13 protein-coding genes and 1 pseudogene are annotated in these 15,673 nt (G+C 77.3%); 5 read left to right on the top strand and 9 right to left on the bottom strand.

Going from position 1 to position 15,673, the window contains the following annotated elements; all coding sequences use genetic code 11:
- Positions 1 to 36 precede the first annotated feature (36 nt).
- Positions 37 to 837 (top strand): serine hydrolase, encoded by an 801-nt coding sequence (locus E0L36_RS07360; RefSeq protein WP_308416662.1) that lies wholly within the window; start codon positions 37 to 39, stop codon positions 835 to 837.
- On the opposite strand, the gene mycP is transcribed toward E0L36_RS07360, so the two are convergent.
- Together mycP and E0L36_RS07350 are read right to left on the bottom strand one after the other, a co-directional pair.
- On the bottom strand, positions 770 to 2,014 hold the full coding sequence (gene mycP, locus E0L36_RS07355) for a type VII secretion-associated serine protease mycosin (protein ID WP_180927996.1): 1,245 nt from the start codon (positions 2,012 to 2,014) through the stop codon (positions 770 to 772). The two genes, E0L36_RS07360 and mycP, sit on opposite strands and share 68 nt — an antisense overlap.
- The gene (locus tag E0L36_RS07350) at positions 2,011 to 2,745 is read right to left on the bottom strand and encodes a hypothetical protein (protein ID WP_180927995.1); all 735 of its coding nucleotides are present in this window, start codon (positions 2,743 to 2,745) and stop codon (positions 2,011 to 2,013) included. Before E0L36_RS07350 ends, mycP begins: the two co-directional genes overlap by 4 nt.
- A gap of 1,285 nt (positions 2,746 to 4,030) precedes the next feature.
- On the opposite strand from E0L36_RS07350, the gene E0L36_RS07345 reads away from it, so the two are divergent.
- A complete protein-coding gene (locus E0L36_RS07345; protein ID WP_180927994.1) occupies positions 4,031 to 5,245 on the top strand; it encodes an amino acid deaminase/aldolase in 1,215 nt (404 codons plus the stop codon).
- A gap of 64 nt (positions 5,246 to 5,309) precedes the next feature.
- Here the strand turns inward: E0L36_RS07345 and E0L36_RS07340 are convergent, their stop codons facing one another.
- From E0L36_RS07340 to E0L36_RS07320, 6 genes and pseudogenes are all read right to left on the bottom strand, one after another.
- A complete protein-coding gene (locus tag E0L36_RS07340; protein WP_258015931.1) occupies positions 5,310 to 6,215 on the bottom strand; it encodes a hypothetical protein in 906 nt (301 codons plus the stop codon).
- A 126-nt stretch (positions 6,216 to 6,341) separates the two neighbouring features.
- Positions 6,342 to 6,449: pseudogene (locus E0L36_RS28460) on the bottom strand (DUF2510 domain-containing protein); the annotation flags it as partial.
- A 190-nt stretch (positions 6,450 to 6,639) separates the two neighbouring features.
- A complete protein-coding gene (locus tag E0L36_RS07335) occupies positions 6,640 to 7,899 on the bottom strand; it encodes a haloacid dehalogenase-like hydrolase (protein WP_180928665.1) in 1,260 nt (419 codons plus the stop codon).
- A gap of 301 nt (positions 7,900 to 8,200) precedes the next feature.
- Complete coding sequence (locus E0L36_RS07330) at positions 8,201 to 8,998, bottom strand: 3-oxoacyl-ACP reductase (protein ID WP_180927992.1); 798 nt, start codon at positions 8,996 to 8,998, stop codon at positions 8,201 to 8,203.
- Entirely contained in the window at positions 8,995 to 10,365 is a 1,371-nt protein-coding gene (locus E0L36_RS07325) for an aldehyde dehydrogenase (protein ID WP_180927991.1), read from the bottom strand. The genes E0L36_RS07330 and E0L36_RS07325 overlap by 4 nt, the downstream gene beginning before the upstream one ends.
- A gap of 8 nt (positions 10,366 to 10,373) precedes the next feature.
- The gene (locus E0L36_RS07320) at positions 10,374 to 11,741 is read right to left on the bottom strand and encodes a glutamine synthetase family protein (protein WP_180927990.1); all 1,368 of its coding nucleotides are present in this window, start codon (positions 11,739 to 11,741) and stop codon (positions 10,374 to 10,376) included.
- Between the two features lie 121 nt (positions 11,742 to 11,862).
- Here E0L36_RS07320 and E0L36_RS07315 point away from each other — a divergent pair, with 121 nt between their 5' ends.
- The 3 genes from E0L36_RS07315 to E0L36_RS07305 all read left to right on the top strand — a co-directional run bounded on the left by E0L36_RS07315 (position 11,863) and on the right by E0L36_RS07305 (position 14,971).
- Complete coding sequence (locus E0L36_RS07315) at positions 11,863 to 12,585, top strand: FadR/GntR family transcriptional regulator (RefSeq protein WP_258015930.1); 723 nt, start codon at positions 11,863 to 11,865, stop codon at positions 12,583 to 12,585.
- Positions 12,586 to 13,009: 424 nt separating this feature from the next.
- Positions 13,010 to 13,711, top strand: a complete 702-nt coding sequence (locus E0L36_RS07310; protein WP_180927988.1) for a gamma-glutamyl-gamma-aminobutyrate hydrolase family protein — start codon at positions 13,010 to 13,012, stop codon at positions 13,709 to 13,711.
- Between the two features lie 63 nt (positions 13,712 to 13,774).
- Entirely contained in the window at positions 13,775 to 14,971 is a 1,197-nt protein-coding gene (locus E0L36_RS07305; RefSeq protein WP_180927987.1) for a C4-dicarboxylate ABC transporter, read from the top strand.
- On the opposite strand, the gene E0L36_RS07300 is transcribed toward E0L36_RS07305, so the two are convergent.
- The gene (locus E0L36_RS07300; protein ID WP_180927986.1) at positions 14,883 to 15,647 is read right to left on the bottom strand and encodes a helical backbone metal receptor; all 765 of its coding nucleotides are present in this window, start codon (positions 15,645 to 15,647) and stop codon (positions 14,883 to 14,885) included. The two genes, E0L36_RS07305 and E0L36_RS07300, sit on opposite strands and share 89 nt — an antisense overlap.
- Positions 15,648 to 15,673: the final 26 nt, after the last annotated feature.

The raw sequence follows: 15,673 nt of genomic DNA, 5'->3' as shown, positions 1-15,673 counted from the left end.
GCACTTCCGGGAGGGACCGGGGAAGGGAGGGGCGGGGTGGACGAGGGGCGGTTGCGGGCGGCGGTGACGCCGGTACTCGGCGCGGGGCGGCTGTCGGTCGCCGTCTGGGCGCCGGGACGGGCCGCGCCGACGGGGTTCGGTGGCGGCGCGTTCGCGGCGGCGAGCGTCGTCAAGACCGGGATCCTGGCGGCGCTGCTGCTGTCCGCGCAGGACGCGGGGCGTCCGCTGGCGCCGGCGCGGCGGCGCCGCGCGGCGGCCATGATCGAGCGGAGCGACAACGCCGCGGCGACCGCGCTGTGGGCCGAGGTCGGCCACGCGCGGGGCTTCGGCGCGGCGCTGCGGCGGCTCGGCCTGCGGGAGACGGTGCCGGACGCGGCGGAGCGGTGGGGGCTGACCCACACCACGGCGCTGGACCAGGCGCGGCTGCTGCGCGCGGTCTTCACGGGGGCGTCCGGCCGCCCGTACGGGGATCCGTGCGGGCCGCCGCTACTGTCCCCGAGGTCCCGCGCGGTGCTCCGGCACCGGCTGGGCCGGGTGGTTCCGGAGCAGCGCTGGGGGGTGTCGGCCGCCTCCGACCCCGGAAGCCCGGTGGCGCTCAAGAACGGCTGGCTGCCGCGCGACCCGACGGGCCGCTGGGTGGTGAACAGCGCGGGACGGGTGGTGGTGGACGGCCGGGCGCTGCTGCTGGTCGTGCTGTCCGACGGGCACGCCTCCCGGGCGGCGGGCGTCGCCGCCGTCGAGCGCGCGGCCCGGGCGGCGGCGGGCGCGTTCAGCGCCGCGGCAGACGCACCAGCCGCCGCCGCAGCGCCGGAAGGTTCCGTAGGTCGCGGACGCTGACCCCGCGCCAGAGCGCCACCGCCCCGCCGATCAGCCCGAGGCCGGTGAGCGCGGCGACCGGCGCGACCCAGCCGGGGCTGGTCGCCGGGTCCCGTGGCCCGCCGCCGAAGTACCGTGCGGTGTGCGGCGGTTGACTGGGCTGCTGGCGACGGGGGGCGACGTTGGCGCCCATCGCGATGGCGGCGGCGGGGTCGACGACGCCGGTGCCGAGGGCGTCGCTGCGGCCCCCCTCCGGGGTGTTCCGCGCGGTGTCCGCGAGCAGCTCCTTGACCTGCGCGGGGCTGAGTTCGGGGTGCGCGGCGCGGACGAGCGCGGCGGCGCCGGAGACGAAGGCGGCGGCGGCGCTCGTGCCCCAGCCCTCGTAGTAGCGCCGGTCGGGGTCGGCGATGATGATGTCCTTGCCGGGCGCGGCGACCGTCGCGTACCAGCGGCGGGTGGAGAAGGCGGCGCGCGCGTCGTTGCGGTCCACGGCGGTCACCGCGATGACGCCGGGGTAGGCGGCGGGGTAGGAGACGTGGTCGCCCCGTTCGCCGCCGTTGCCCGCGGAGGCCACCACGACCGCCCCCTTGCGTTGCGCGTAGCGGACCGCGGCGTCCTCGGCGGGTTCGGGCTTCGCGGAGCGGCTGTCGTCGCCGAGCGACAGGTTGATGACGTCCGCGCCCTGGTCGGCGGCCCAGCGGATGCCGTCCGCCAGCGCGTCGCCGCGCTTCTTGCGGGCCTGCTTGCGGAGCGGGTCGGTGTCCTCCAGGAGCACCCGGACCGGGAGGAGGCGCGCCTCCGGCGCGACCCCGGTGACCCCGGAGCGTCCCTCCTCGCCGTGTCCGTGGCCCGCGATGATGCCCGCCATGGCGGTGCCGTGCCGGGCCCAGGCGCGGTCGCCGCGCTCGGCTCCCATCCGGACGAAGTCCCGTCCTCCCGCCGCGTTGCGGTGCAGGTCGGGGTGGCGGGTGTCGACCCCGGTGTCCAGGACGGCGACGGTGACGCCCTTGCCCTTCGTCGTCCGCCACGCCTCCTGCGCGTTGATCGCCTTCAGTCCCCAGAGGCGCTGCCGGAGGTCGCGGCCCTCGGCGTGCGCGGCGTCCGTCGTCGCCGGGACCAGCAGCAGCGAGGCGGTGAGGAGTACCGCGGCCCGCCGTGTCCGTGCGGGGAGGCGTGCGGCGCCCTCGGTCCGGTTCATCGCGCTTCCTCCGGTTCCGGGTCCCGCACCGCTTTCCGGAGGCCGCGCTCTATCCGGTCCGCGATGCCCTGGGTGTCGTGTCCGAGTCCCGCCTGGGCGGCGGCCGAGGACTCCCCCTTGTCGGTGGCCGCTCCGGCGGACTGGGGGTCGCCGACGGTGCGCCCGTCCGCGAAGCCGGTGACGGAGTAGACCACCAGCGGCAGGTCGGACAGCACCCGCACCGACCAGCTGGCGCGCTGGGCGTCGCCGAAGGAGGCGGCGACGCTGCCGCGCGCGGAGTAGGCGCGGGGCATCAGGTCGGTGCGCTCGGAGAGGTTCTCGACGGCGAACCGCTTACGCAGGGCGCGCATCTGGTCCTCGTCTCCCGTGGTGAACATCAGGCCGACGGTGGTGACACTGCTCGTCGTCTCGTCGGCGTAGGTGGCGCGTATCAGCCGTTCGCAGCCGACCGGGGAGAGCGCCTTGGTCAGCAGCGGGTCGAAGGCCTCCGCGCAGCCGCCGTCCGGGGCGACGGCCACCCGGCGCCAGCGGCGTTCGGCTCCGCCGGGCCCGGCCTTCCTGGCCTTGAGGGCGCGGGGGAACAGCTCGTCGACGGGGAGCTGGTGCCAGAGGCCGCGGGCCGCGTCGAAGTCACCGGCGACGCCCTCCTCACCCCCGTCGTCGAGCAGGGCCCCGGCACCGGCGCCGCCGAGCAGCCCGAAGCCGAGCACCAGGCAGACCGCGGAGGCCATGGTGCGGACGGTCCGGGTGTGCCCGCGCGGGGATCCGCCGGGCCGCCGGGCGAGGCCCCAGGGGCGGGACGCCGGGGACGCCGGGGACGCGGTGGCGTCGCTGGCACGTGGAGAGGTGTCACCGGGCGGAGCGGTACCGGCGGGGGCGGAGCCGAGGCGGTCCGCCGGGTCCGGTGGACCGGGTTCGCGGAGCGCCCGGGGGCGGTCGGGGACCTCCCGGGGCGAACGGGGCGGCTCCGGTGGGACGTTGGCCCGTTCCGGCCGGGGCGTCCGGGCGGGTTCCGGGGACGGTTCACCCCGCCGGGGGGTGGGGCCGGGGCCCCGCTCCGGCGGCTCCCCCGCGACGGACCCGGGCGGGGCGTCCGACGGCCGCGATCCGCGCGGTGGGCGGCGGGCACCCTTGGGCGCGGCCGGGTTCGCGGGCTCCCGGTTCGCGGGCTCCGGGTTCCCGGCGGCCGGGTTCGCGGGGCCCCTCCCGGCCGGGGAGTTCTTCCCGTCACCCGGGCGCTTTCCGGCCGGGGACCCCGGCGCGTCCGAGGGGGGCGGGGGGCCGCCGTCGGAGCGGCGGGTGGGCCCGTCGCCTCCGTCGACCGCCCGGGCCGCGGCGGCGCGGGGATCGGTGGCCCGTGGTTCGGTGGCCCGGGCGCCGCCCGGGGCGCGGGCGGCGGAGGGGCCGCGCGGATCGGAGGGGCGGGGGTCGGCGGCCGGACGGCGGTCGCGGGGGCCGGTGTCGGTCCCGCCACCCTGCCGCGTCCGGTCGCTCGGGGGCCCGGAGCCGGGGGCGCGGCGGGGGCGCGGCGCGGTCAGCGGTTTCCCGGTGGGTGGCGGCGGCTGCGCCGGTTTCTGCGGGAGGAGCGGCTGGCGGTCGCCGGGCGGGTTGTCCCCCGCCTTCCTGGGCTGCGGCATCTGCGCTGCGGTCTCGTCTTCCGGGAGGGGGCGCGCGCCGGGCTCCGCCGGGGTCTCCTCCTCGGCGGCCGGGGCCGGTTCCGCGGTGGGCCGGGGCGGGACGCCGGGGCGCGGGGGGACGGTGGGGCGGGGCGGACGCGACGGCCGGGAGGGGTGCCCGCGGTCGGCGTCAGTGCTCACTGCGAACCCCTCCCGCACGGCTCCCCCCGTACGAATGCCGTTCCGGGGCTCGCCGGTTCGTGTCGGAAAGCACACCACGGGCCGTCGTGACGCGGTGTGCTGCGTCACTCTACGGGGCGACCAGGGAGGGACGGCAAGCCGGAGTCGAGACGACCGGGGTGGGCTGTGCCGCTCCCCCGGGGTCTGGCAAGCTGCCCGTGTGTTCGATTCGTCTGCCGCCCTCGGGGCGGACCGTGCCCGGTACGACCGCGCGACCGCCGGTCTGGACGCCCCGCTCGCGCTGGTCGACCTGGCCGCCTTCGACGCCAACGCGGACGCCCTCGTCCGCCGGGCCGCGGGCAAGCCGATCCGGGTGGCGACCAAGTCGGTGCGCTGCCGGGCCCTGCTGGAACGGGTGCTGTCCCGGGACGGCTTCGAGGGAGTGCTGAGCTTCACGCTCGCCGAGTCCCTGTGGCTGGCCCGCTCCGGCGTCGGGGACGTGCTGCTGGCCTACCCCTCGGCCGACCGGGCGGGCTTCGCGGAGCTGGCGGCCGATCCCGGGCTGGCCGCCGCCGTGACCGTGATGGTCGACGACCCGGCACAGCTGGACCTGATCGACGCCGCACGGGCGGGCGGGCGCGAGGAGATCCGGGTCTGTCTCGAACTGGACACCTCCCTGCGGCTGCTGGGCGGACGCGTACGGATCGGCGCCCGGCGGTCCCCCCTGCACGCGCCCGCCGCGCTGGCCGAGCTGGCGCGGACGGTGGTGCGCCGGCCGGGCTTCCGGCTGGTCGGCATGATGGCGTACGAGGCGCACGTCGCGGGCGTCGGCGACGCGGTGCCGGGCAGCCCGCTGCGCTCCGGCGCGGTGCGGCTGATGCAGTCGGTGGCGCTGCGGGAGCTGGCCGTGCGGCGAGCCGCCGCCGTACGGGCGGTGCGGGCGGTGGCGCCGGGCCTGGACTTCGTGAACGGCGGCGGCACCGGCAGCGTCCACCGCACGACCGCCGAGGACGCGGTGACGGAGATCGCCGCGGGCTCCGGTCTCTACCAGCCCCGGCTGTTCGACCACTACCGCTCCGCCGTGGCCCGTCCGGCCGCGCTGTTCGCGCTGCCGGTGGTCCGCAGGCCGGGCGTGGGGGTGGTCACCGTGCTCGGGGGCGGCTACCCGGCCTCCGGGGTGTCCGGCGCCGACCGGCTGCCGCAGCCCTACCTTCCGGCCGGGCTGCGCTACGACCCCCAGGAGGGGCCGGGCGAGGTGCAGACGCCGCTGCTCGGCACGGCGGCGGACGACCTGCTGATCGGCGACCGGGTCTGGTTCCGGCACGCCAAGGCGGGCGAGTTGTGTGAGCGGTTCGCGCGGCTCCACCTCGTGGAGGGGGACCGGGTGACCGCCACCGTGCCGACGTACCGGGGCGAGGGCCACGCCTTCCTGTGACCGCCGCCTTCCTGTGACCGCAGAGTGCCCGGGGCTCCCGGGTCCTCCCGTCGCCGACGCCGCGTCAGGCGCCGTGCCGGACGCGGGCCGGGGGGCCGTCGCGGGGCGGGGGCACGGCGTGGACGCCGCCGCGTAACCGGTCCAGGTCCCGGGGCGGCGGCGCGTCCGGGTGCACGTCGAGTTCGGCGCGGAGCACCAGGACGCGACCGGAGCCGTCCGGGTGGTGGAAGGCCGTCGACTCGACGTAGCGGTCCGGAGCGGACCGCCGCTCGATCCGCCAGCGAAGCCGGTGCCCCACACCGCCCGCGACGGGTACCGGGCCCGCCGCGCGCACCGAGTGGCCGGTCATCGTGCCGCCGCCCGCCCGGGCGGCCCGCGCGGCGTGCGCCCGTACGTCCGCGGCGGCCACCTCGCGCGGGGCGCGGCCCGCCGCCGCGCTCCCGGGGTCGACGAGCAGCGCGGCGGCCCGGGCGCAGCCGGTGTCCCCGGTGGCGGTGCCCGCGTCCGGCCGGGTCACCGCTCCCCCGGTGGGACAGCGGTAGGGCGCGGCGCTGACCAGCGCCCCGTCCGCGCCCGGCGCGCGCTGCCAGCCCGCCAGCAGGGGGAGGCGCAGGCCGGTGGCGGGCAGCGCGCCGCCGTCCGGCGCGGGTGTGGCCCGGGGGTCCCGGCCGTCCGGCGCGGGGGGCGCCTCCGCTCCGGGGTCGTCGGGCCGCGGGTGGCCGTCGGGGCCGGTGGCGTCGGGTGCGTCCGGACCGTCGTGGCTCCACGGGTCGGCCCACGGGCCCCGGTCGTCCTCGGGGCGTTCCGTTCCCGGTCCCGGTGCGCGCGCGTCGTCCGCGCCCCCGTCCGTCCCGGCGACGAGCAGCACGGCCCCCACCACCAGCGCGACCGCCAGCACCACGACGCCGACCAGCCCGGCGACGAACGGCGCCCGCCCGACGCGGTGCCGGGGCGGCGGGGGGTACGGCACGGGCACGGCGTACGGCGCGGCGTACGGCGCCGCCGGGGACGAGGGACCCACGGCCGCCGCGTGCGGAGGGCCCGGAGGGTGTGTCCACGGTTCCGGGGCCGCCGCGGGGCCGGGCTCCGGGCGCGGGCCGGGGGCGCGGGTGGACGCGCTCCAGGACCCGCCGTCCCACCACCGCTCGCACGGTGGTGCCCCGGTCCGCCACGGATCCGGATACCAGCCCGGCGGGGTCGTCATGCTCACGGGCCGCAGCCTATGTCACCGGAACACCGGGGCACCGGCGGGCTGTTGGGGCCCGGAGCCCGGTGTCCCGTCCGCCGGGGCGCGGCTCGGGCTCCGTCAACCGGCGTGCTGCGTGGGTCCGTTCGGCGGACGCCGGGGCGACGGGGGCGCGGGGCGGCGGGGTTGGGGCCGCTCAGCGGGTGGGTCAGTCCTCCGGGTGGGCGGTGTCCCACTGGTCGGGGACGACCGAACCGTCCGCCCGGCGCAGTGGGCCGTGGTCGCCCCCGGCCCGGGTCCGGCCCGCGGTCGAGCAGGGGTAGGGGGTGGTGCGGCGCGGCAGCGGGTCGAGGAACATCGGGGTCACCGCCCAGCGTCCGTCGGCGTCGTCGTAGGCGCGGCACATCAACTCGGGCTGGTTCCGGTTGATCGCCAGGTGCGCGCCGGTCGCGTCGTTGACGAAGGTCACGTCGGTGTCCGCGTCCCCGGCGCCCAGCGCGATGCGCCGCTCCGGTGGCTGGCGCCGCCACGCCGCGCGGCCCCGCACCCCGAGGACACGTTCGTTGACGGCGCAGCGTTTGCCGTCCAGGTACGGGATGACCTCGCCGTGCCCGGTGGGTACGCCGCCACAGCCGTGGATGCCGGTGGTGATCCGGCCGTCGCGTAGCACGCTGCGGATGGCGAGGGTGTGCGCGCGGTCGATGCCCACGCCTGCCGCCCACGCCTCGGTGACCGGCTCCACCCCGGCGGAGACGACGTACACCGCGAACCCGGCCCGGCGGAGGGTCCAGATCAGGTCACGTTGCTGCGGGTAGTAGCGGCTGTAGGCGGGCAGGGTGTGGCCGCCGAGTGTGCGCTGGCTGCCGACCGGCAGGGCGAGCGCCTCGTCGCGGGCGCGGGCCGCGTACGCGCGCAGCTGGGCGGGGGTGCGTCCGGCGAAGAGCTGCGCCACCCAGGCGTAGCGGGGCATGGTGCGCCGGTGGTGCCACCGCCCGGCGAACGCGGCCTCGCCGCCCACGGTCCGGCCCTTCTCCCGGATCTCGATGATCTCCCCGGCGCAGACGCCACGGGTAGAGGTGGGCAGCGGACGGCGGGCGGGTCCCGCCCGGCAGGCGCGGGTGAGGGCGCGGGTGGCGGCCGGGGTGAGCCAGGGGCTGGTGGCCGCCCAGTCGGCGGGCCGCAGCAGTTTGTCGTGGCGGAGCGCCCAGGCGAGGGTCAGGTCGGTCGCGTCGTTCTTGACGACGGTGTTGTCCCAGTCGAAGGCGGCGACCGGCCGGTCGTCGGCGCGCCAGGCCGGAGAGCAGACGCCGCGTTCGTCGATGACGCGCTGGAGCCGGGCGCGGGCCTGCGCGGGCCAGGGCAGGTGGGCCGAGAGCCGGGGGCACTCGGCGCGGGCGGCGGGGGCGGAGCGGGGCACGGCGGGCGGGGCGGTGGCGAGGGTCGCGGCGGCGGCGACGGCCAGCCCCATCCCGGTGACGACGGTTGCGCTGAACACGGCGCCCTCCCGGAGGTCGGCGGACGGGCCGCGCGCACCCGCGCCGGTGGGTGCGGCGCGCGTACGCCTGGGACTACAGGGATCTGCACCGTAGGCGCGGGTGCGGGGCCCGCGCCCCCGGGGCGAGTCCATCCGTGCGACGCCCGCCCCGCTCGGACCCGGGGAGCGGCGCCGTCCGTCCCCGGTCAGCCCCGGTCAGTCCCCGTCGGTCCCGCTCAGTCCCGGCGGGCCCGAGCACGGCCGGGGTGCCGGGCGCGCGCCGGGTCGGGGGAGGTCAGAGGGGCGTGACGTAGGCGCCGGAGATACCGCCGTCGACGAGGAAGTCCGCCGCGTTGACGAAGGAGGCGTCGTCGCTGGCGAGGAAGGCGACCGCGGCGGCGATCTCCTCGGGCTCCGCGAACCTGCCGACCGGCACGTGCACCAGCCGCCGCTGGGCCCGCTCCGGGTCCTTCGCGAAAAGCTCCTTGAGCAGCGGGGTGTTGACCGGTCCGGGGCACAGCGCGTTGACCCGGATGCCCTCCCGGGCGAACTGCACGCCGAGTTCCCTCGACATCGCCAGCACCCCGCCCTTGGAGGCGGTGTAGCTGATCTGGGAGGTGGCGGCACCCAGTACGGCGACGAAGGAGGCGGTGTTGATGATGGAACCGCGCCCCCGCGCCCGCATGTAGGGCAGCGCCGCCTGGCAACAGAGGTACACCGAGGTGAGGTTGGTGCGCTGCACGCGTTCCCAGGCGTCCAGTCCGGTGGTGAGGATCGAGTCGTCGTCCGGTGGGGAGATGCCCGCGTTGTTGAACGCGACGTCGACCGAGCCGTAGACCGCGTGGGCCTCCGCGAACAGCGCCTCGACCTGTTCCCGGTCGGTCACGTCCGCGTGGACGTACCGGCCGCCGGTCAGCTCGGCCGCCGCCGCGCCGCGTTGGTCGTCCACGTCGGCGCAGACCACGTTCGCCCCCTCGGCGGCCAGCCGCCGGGCGGACGCCAGCCCGATCCCGCTGCCCGCGCCGGTGACCACGGCGGTGCGGCCGGTCAGCCGTCGGCACCGTGGGTCCTGGGGCGCTGTCCGCTCGGTCACTGCTGCTCCTCGGTGCTGATGAAGACGTTCTTGGTCTCGGTGAAGGCGGCGAGCGCGTCCGGTCCCAACTCCCGCCCCAGGCCGGACTGCTGGTAGCCGCCGAAGGGCGTGGCGTAGCGCACGGCGCTGTGCGAGTTGACGGAGAGGTTGCCCGCCCGCACCGCGCGGGAGACCCGCAGGGCGCGCGCCGTGTCCCTCGTCCAGAGCGAGGCGGCGAGACCGTACGGGGTGGCGTTGGCGAGGGTGACGGCCTCCGCCTCGTCCTCGAAGGGGAGGACGACGGCGACCGGCCCGAAGACCTCCTGCTCGGTGGCGGGTTCGCCGGGTCTGCCCTCCAGGACCGTCGCCGGGTACCAGAAGCCGGGGCCCTCCGGGGCGGTTCCGCGGATGAGGACCGGCGCGTCGGCCGGGACGAAGCCGCTGACCCGGTCGCGCTGCGCCCGGGAGATCAACGGGCCCATGGCGGTGGCCGGTTGGGCGGGGTCGCCCACGGAGACCGCCCGCACGGCGGGCTCCAGCAGCTCCAGGAACCGGTCGTACGCGGTGCGTTGCACCAGGATGCGGGAGCGGGCGCAGCAGTCCTGGCCGGTGTTGTCGAGGAAGGCGCCCGGGGCGGTGGCGGCGGCCCGCTCCAGGTCGGCGTCGGCGAAGACGATGTTCGGGCTCTTGCCGCCGAGTTCGAGGGTGACGCGCTTCACCGTGCCGGCGCACCTGGCCATGATCTCCCTGCCGACCGCGGTCGACCCGGTGAAGACCACCTTGGCCACTCCGGGGTGTTCCACCAGGGCGGCACCCGCCACCGGCCCCTCACCCGGCAGGACCTGGAACAGCCCCTCGGGCAGCTCCGCCTCGCGGGCGAGTCCGGCCAGCCGCAGGGCCGTCAGCGGGGTCTGCTCGGCCGGTTTGAGGATCACCGCGTTCCCGGCGGCGAGCGCGGGCGCGCTGCCCCACGCGGCCACCGGCATCGGGAAGTTCCACGGGGCGATGACGGCGACCACGCCGAGCGGTTCGGCGAAGGTGAGGTCGACGCCCCCGGCGACGGGGATCTGGGCACCGTTCAGCCGCTCCACCCCGCCCGCGCAGTAGTCCAGCAGGTCACGGACGTTGCCCGCCTCCCAGCGCGCGTTCGTCACCGGGTGCCCGGCCTCCCGCACCTCCAACCAGGCCAGTTCCTCGCGGTGTTCGTCGACGACGGTGGCGAACCGGCGTAGCAGCCGGGCCCGTTCGGCGGGTGCCAGCGCCGACCAGCGGGCCTGGGCGCCGTGTGCCCGGGCGACGGCCTCCTCCACGTCCCGCCGGGTGGCGGTGGGGACGGAGGCGATCACCTCCTCGGTCGCCGGGTTGACCACCTGGAGTTCGGATTCCACGGGGCTCCTCACATCCGCTCGAAGGAGCGGTACCGCTCCCAGTCCGTCACGGCGCTGTCGTAGGCGTCCAGTTCCACCCGGGCCATGGTGAGGTAGTGCGCGGCGACCTCCTCGCCGAACACCTCGCGGGGGAAGGCGCTCGCCTCCCAGAGTCCGGCCGCCTCCCGCAGGGTGCCGGGGACCCGCCGGGCGTCTCCCGCGTAGGCGTTCCCGGTGCACGCGGGCGGCGGCTCCAGCCGCTGGTCGACGCCGTACAGCCCGGCGGCGATCATCGCGGCCACCGCCAGGTAGGGGTTGACGTCCCCGCCGGGCACCCGGTTCTCCAGCCGGTGCGCGCGCCCCCGGCCCACCACGCGCAGGGCGCAGGTGCGGTTGTCGGGGCCCCAGGCCACGGCGGTCGGCGCGAAGCTGCCGGGGCGGAAGCGCTTGTAGGAGTTGATGTTCGGCGCGTACAGCAGGGTGAGTTCGGGCAGCACCGCGAGCTGCCCGGCCAGGAAGTGCCGCATGGTGGCGGACATGCCCCGGGGCGCCGACGCGTCGGCCAGCACCGGCTCGTCCGCCTCGTCCCGCAGGGACAGGTGGATGTGGCAGGAGTTGCCCTCGCGCTCGTCGTACTTGGCCATGAAGGTGAGCGCGCTGCCGTGCTGGGCGGCGATCTCCTTGGCGCCGGTCTTGTAGAGGGAGTGCTGGTCGCAGGTGGTCAGCGCGTCCGCGTACCGGAAGGTGATCTCGTGCTGGCCACGGTTGCACTCGCCCTTCGCGGACTCCACGGTCAGCCCGGCGCCCGCCATGCCGTTGCGGATGCGGCGCAGCAGCGGCTCCACCCGGGCTCCGCCGAGGATCGAGTAGTCGACGTTGTACCGGTTGGCGGGGGTCAGGCCCCGGTAGCCGGCGTCCCACGCCTGTTCGTAGGTGTCCTGGAAGAGCATGAACTCCAGCTCGGTGCCGACCTGGGCGCTCCAGCCGCGTTCGGCGAGCCGGTCCAGCTGGCGCCGGAGTATCTGGCGGGGGGAGGCGGCCACCGGCGAGCCGTCCAGCCAGGCGAGGTCGGCGAGCAGCAGCGCGGTGCCGTCCAGCCAGGGCAGGCGGCGCAGCGTGGCGGTGTCGCCGTGGATCGCGAAATCCCCGTAGCCGCGCTCCCAGGAGGACATCTCGTAGCCCGGGACGGTGTTCATCTCGGTATCGACGGCGAGCAGGTAGTCGCAGCCCTCGCTGCCGTGCTCCAGCACCTCGTCCAGGAAGTGCCCGGCGGCGAACCGCTTCCCCTGCAACCGCCCCTGCATGTCGGTGAACGCCAGGACGACGGTGTCGATCTCGCCCGCGCCGGCGAGCCGGCGCAGCGCGTCCACGGTGAGCGGTGGTGTGCGGTCTGCCACGGGGGCCTCCTGTCGATCCGCCGGAAGCCATAAGGTAGTTGCCGCAACCTTTTGTCGGAAGACGGCCGCGCGGTGGGCCGGTGGACGAGCCGGTCGGCATGTCGGCGCCGGGGAGGGCACGTTGGGGCAGACCCGGGGAGCGGAGGGGCACGACCGGCTGTCGGCGGTGCTGCGCCCGGTGCGGGCGGGCAACGGCTTCGAGGAGGCGCTGGAGCAGGTGCTGCGGATAGTCCGGCTCGGTATCGTGCCGGACGGTGGACGGCTCCCCCCGGAGCGGACGTTGTCGGGGCTGCTCGGGGTGAGCCGGGCCACCCTGCGGGACGTGCTGAGGGTCCTGACCGACCAGGGTCTGGTGGTGAGCAGGCGCGGGCGGTACGGCGGCACCTTCGTGCGGGAGGGCGCCGTCTGCCGGGAGTCCGCGGCGCCCGCCGAGGTGGACGTGCTGGACACCCTGCGGTTCCGCGAGGTGCTGGAGACCGGGGCCGCCGAACTCTGCGCGCTGCGGGGCCTGTCGGCGGCGGACACCGCGCGGCTGCGGAGTGCGCTGGAGGCCACCAGGGAGGCCGAACTCCCGGAGTACCGGCGCCACGACACCCTCCTCCACCTCACCCTGGTGGAGCTGGCCGGCTCCCCCTCACTGACCGCGCAGTACGCGGCGGTCCGCGCCACGCTCAACGAACTCCTCAACCGCATCCCGCTGTTGGTCCGCAACCTGGAGCACGCGCAGCACCAGCACACCGCGCTGGTGGGCGCGGTCCTCGCGGGGGACGCCGAGACGGCGCGCCGCACCGCCCGGGAGCACTGCGCGGGCACCGCGGCGCTGCTCCGTGGCTTCCTCAGCTGACCGCCGCTCCCGTGCCGCCCCGTCGCCGTCCGGCGCCCCGTTCCGCGCGCCCCGGTGGGGGCCGCCGCCCCAGGGCGGTACGTCGCCCCGGGCGCGGCGGTCCGCCCGGGGCCGTGCGTCGACGCAAAGGTGTCCGGGCATACCAATGGGGTGGCGGCGGTTCCCCGGCGGGCGCAGATGGGGCGTTCGCTGACCGAGGTGGCCGCCCGGGGCCCGGCGGGCCCTCGCCGCGGTCCGGTGGGCGGCGCGCACCGCCTGGCACCATCGCCCCGTGCCACCCGCACCGCCCGTCCCACCGTCGCGGCCGCTGTCCGACCACCCCGGCCCACCCCGACCGCCCTCGTGCCGCCGCCCCCACCACCGCCCCCGTACCGCGCCGTGTCCGGCCCCACCGCCGAGGCGCACGCGCCGCCCGAGGAGAGACATGGCCGTGTCCCGCCCGCTCATCGGTGTCAGCACCTATCTGGAGCCCTCCGTCCGCTGGGGCGTCTGGCACCGGGCCGCGGCGCTGCTGCCCGCCGGCTACCACCGGCTGACCCAGCGGGCCGGAGGGCTCGCGGTGCTGCTGCCCCCGGACGCGCCCGCCCGCGCCGCGGAGACCGTGGCGCGTCTCGACGGGCTGGTCACCGCGGGCGGCCCGGACCTCGCCCCGGACCGGTACGGCGCCGAGGCCGCCCCGGAGACGGGACCGCCGCAGCCCGAGCGCGACGCCTGGGAACTGGCCCTCACCGAGGCCGCGCTGGAGCGGGACCTGCCGCTGCTCGGCGTGTGCCGGGGGATGCAGACGCTGAACGTGGCGCTGGGTGGCGGTCTCGTCCAGCATCTGAGTGGCCACCGGGGCCCGGTGGACGGGGAGTTCACCGAGCACCGGGTGGTGCCCGTCCCCGGCACGCTCCTCGCCGAGGTGCTGCCCGACCCGGTCTCCGTGCCGACCTACCACCACCAGGCGGTCGGCGCGCTGGGCACGGGCCTGGTGGCCTCCGCGCACGCCGTGGACGGGACGGTGGAGGCGGTGGAACTGCCGCGTGACGCACGGCGGTTCGTGCTCGGTGTGCAGTGGCACCCGGAGGAGGGCGAGGACCCGCGGCTGCTGCGCGCCCTGGTGACGCGGGCCACAGGCGGCTGAGCCCGGCGGCCCCGGGGCGGACCCGCCCGCGTCGGCCCCGCCGTCCGGCACGAGGATGGGGGGATGGAGAGCCCCTTCACCCGCGATGCCCCGCCCCGGATCCGCCCGCGGCTCCCGTGGCCACGGGCGGCGGAACGAGCGCCGGGCGGCCGCGTCGGCGGGGGGCGGCTCGGCGAGCTGGGCCCGAACTGGTACGCGCCGGTGATGGGCACCTCGATCGTGCCGACCGCCGCCGCGGCCCTGCCGGTGTCCGCGCCGCGCGGCCCGCTGCTCGCCGTCTGGTCACTGGCGGCGCTCATGCTGGTGGCGGTGGTGGCGGCGCGGGCGGCGCACTGGGCCCGGTACCCCGCCCGGGCCCGCGCCCACCTGCTCGATCCGGCGGTCGCCCCGTTCTACGGCTGCGCCTCGATGGCCCCGCTCGCCGTCGGCGCGGGGGCGCTGGCGCTGGACGTGCCGGGGGCGCTGCCGATCGCGGTGGTCCTCGGGGCGGTCGGTACCGCGGTGGGGCTGGTGGCGGCAGGCGCGGTGCCGTACCTGATGGTGGTGCGGCACCGCGTCCCGCCGGGGAGCGCGACCCCGGTGTGGCTGCTGCCGGTCGTCGCGCCGATGGTGGCGGCGGCGCTGGCGCCGGAGCTGGCCCAGCGCCTGCCCGAGGGGCAGGCCCGGGGGACGCTGCTGCTGGCCGCGCTCGCGATGTTCGGGCTCAGCCTGCTGGCGACGCTGCTGATCCTGCCGCTGGTCTTCGCCCGGCTGGTGCACCACGGGCCGCTGCCCGGGCCGCTGACGCCCTCGCTGTTCCTGGTGCTCGGGCCGCTGGGCCAGTCCACCACCGCGCTGGCCGGGGTGGCCGGGGCGGCGGACGGCTCGCCCGGCGCGCCGAGCCCCTCGGCCGCCCAGTCCGCGGCGGTGCTGTACGGCGCGCCGGTGCTCGGATTCGCCCTGCTGTGGCTGGGGTTCGCCGGAGCGCTGGTCCTCCGCGCGGCCCGGTCCGGCATGGGCTTCGCGATGACCTGGTGGTCGTTCACCTTCCCCGTGGGCACCTGTGTGACCGGCTCCGCCGCGCTCTGGCGGCACACCGGCGCCGCGGTGTTCGGCTGGCTGTCCTGCGCCCTGTTCGCGCTGCTGCTCGCCGCCTGGGCGACGGTGCTGCCGCGCACCGCGTACCGGCTGTTCAGCGGAGCGCTGCCGCCAGCGCCGCGCCCAGCTCCCGTGGCGCCTCCACCAGTGAGGGGCCGTACCACGTCAGATGGCGCCCGCTGAGCAGCGCGGCGGGCAGGGCGGGGAAGCACTCGGGGCCGTCGTCCGGGGCGAAGCGGTACGGCTCGTCCGGCAGCACCACCAGGTCGGCCCGCTCCGGACGGCACAGTTCCGCCAGCGGGACGCGGGGGTAGCGCTCGGCGTGCCCGGCGTACACGTTGCGCACGCCGAGGTGGGTGAGGAGGGAACCGGCGAAGGTGTCGCGGCCCAGCACCATCCAGGGCCGCCGCCAGATCGGGACCACCGCCCGCGCGTCCAGCTCCCGCCGGGCGCCGTGCCACGCCTCCTCGGCCGCGTCGAGCCAGCCGGGCCGGGGCAGCCCGCAGCCCGCGGTCAGCACCCGGTGCAGTTCGCTGAACGCCTGTGCCAGCGTGCGCACTTCGGTGACCAGCAGGCTGAGCCCCGCCGAGCGCAGGGCGGCCAGGTCGGCCGGCCGGTTCTCCTCCTCGTTGGCGAGGACCAGGTCCGGCGCGAGCGCGACGATCCGCTCCAGGTCGGGGTTCTTGGTGCCACGCACCCGGGTCACCTCCAGCCCCGCCGGACGGTCACACCAGTCGGTGGCCCCGGTCAGCAGCGTGGGCTCGGTGGCCGCCACCGCCTCCGTCAGCGACGGGACGAGGGAGACCACCGAGCCCACGCGGGGAGCCCGGACGCCTGCGGGGGTACCGGTCGTTGTCATGACGGCACGGTACGTCCCCGCGCGCC

This window comes from Streptomyces sp. AJS327 (genome assembly GCF_013450295.1).
Taxonomy (GTDB): Bacteria; Actinomycetota; Actinomycetes; order Streptomycetales; family Streptomycetaceae; genus Streptomyces.
This window is presented reverse-complemented; position numbering and strand designations above follow the sequence as displayed.

Coding starts and splice junctions, on each gene's coding strand:
- mycP (WP_180927996.1), bottom strand. CDS start 2,014: ATGAACCGGACCGAGGGCGCCGCACGCCTCCCCGCACGGACACGGCGG.
- E0L36_RS07350 (WP_180927995.1), bottom strand. CDS start 2,745: ATGGCCTCCGCGGTCTGCCTGGTGCTCGGCTTCGGGCTGCTCGGCGGC.
- E0L36_RS07335 (WP_180928665.1), bottom strand. CDS start 7,899: ATGGGGCTGGCCGTCGCCGCCGCCGCGACCCTCGCCACCGCCCCGCCC.
- E0L36_RS07310 (WP_180927988.1), top strand. CDS start 13,010: ATGGCCGTGTCCCGCCCGCTCATCGGTGTCAGCACCTATCTGGAGCCC.
- E0L36_RS07305 (WP_180927987.1), top strand. CDS start 13,775: ATGGAGAGCCCCTTCACCCGCGATGCCCCGCCCCGGATCCGCCCGCGG.
- E0L36_RS07300 (WP_180927986.1), bottom strand. CDS start 15,647: ATGACAACGACCGGTACCCCCGCAGGCGTCCGGGCTCCCCGCGTGGGC.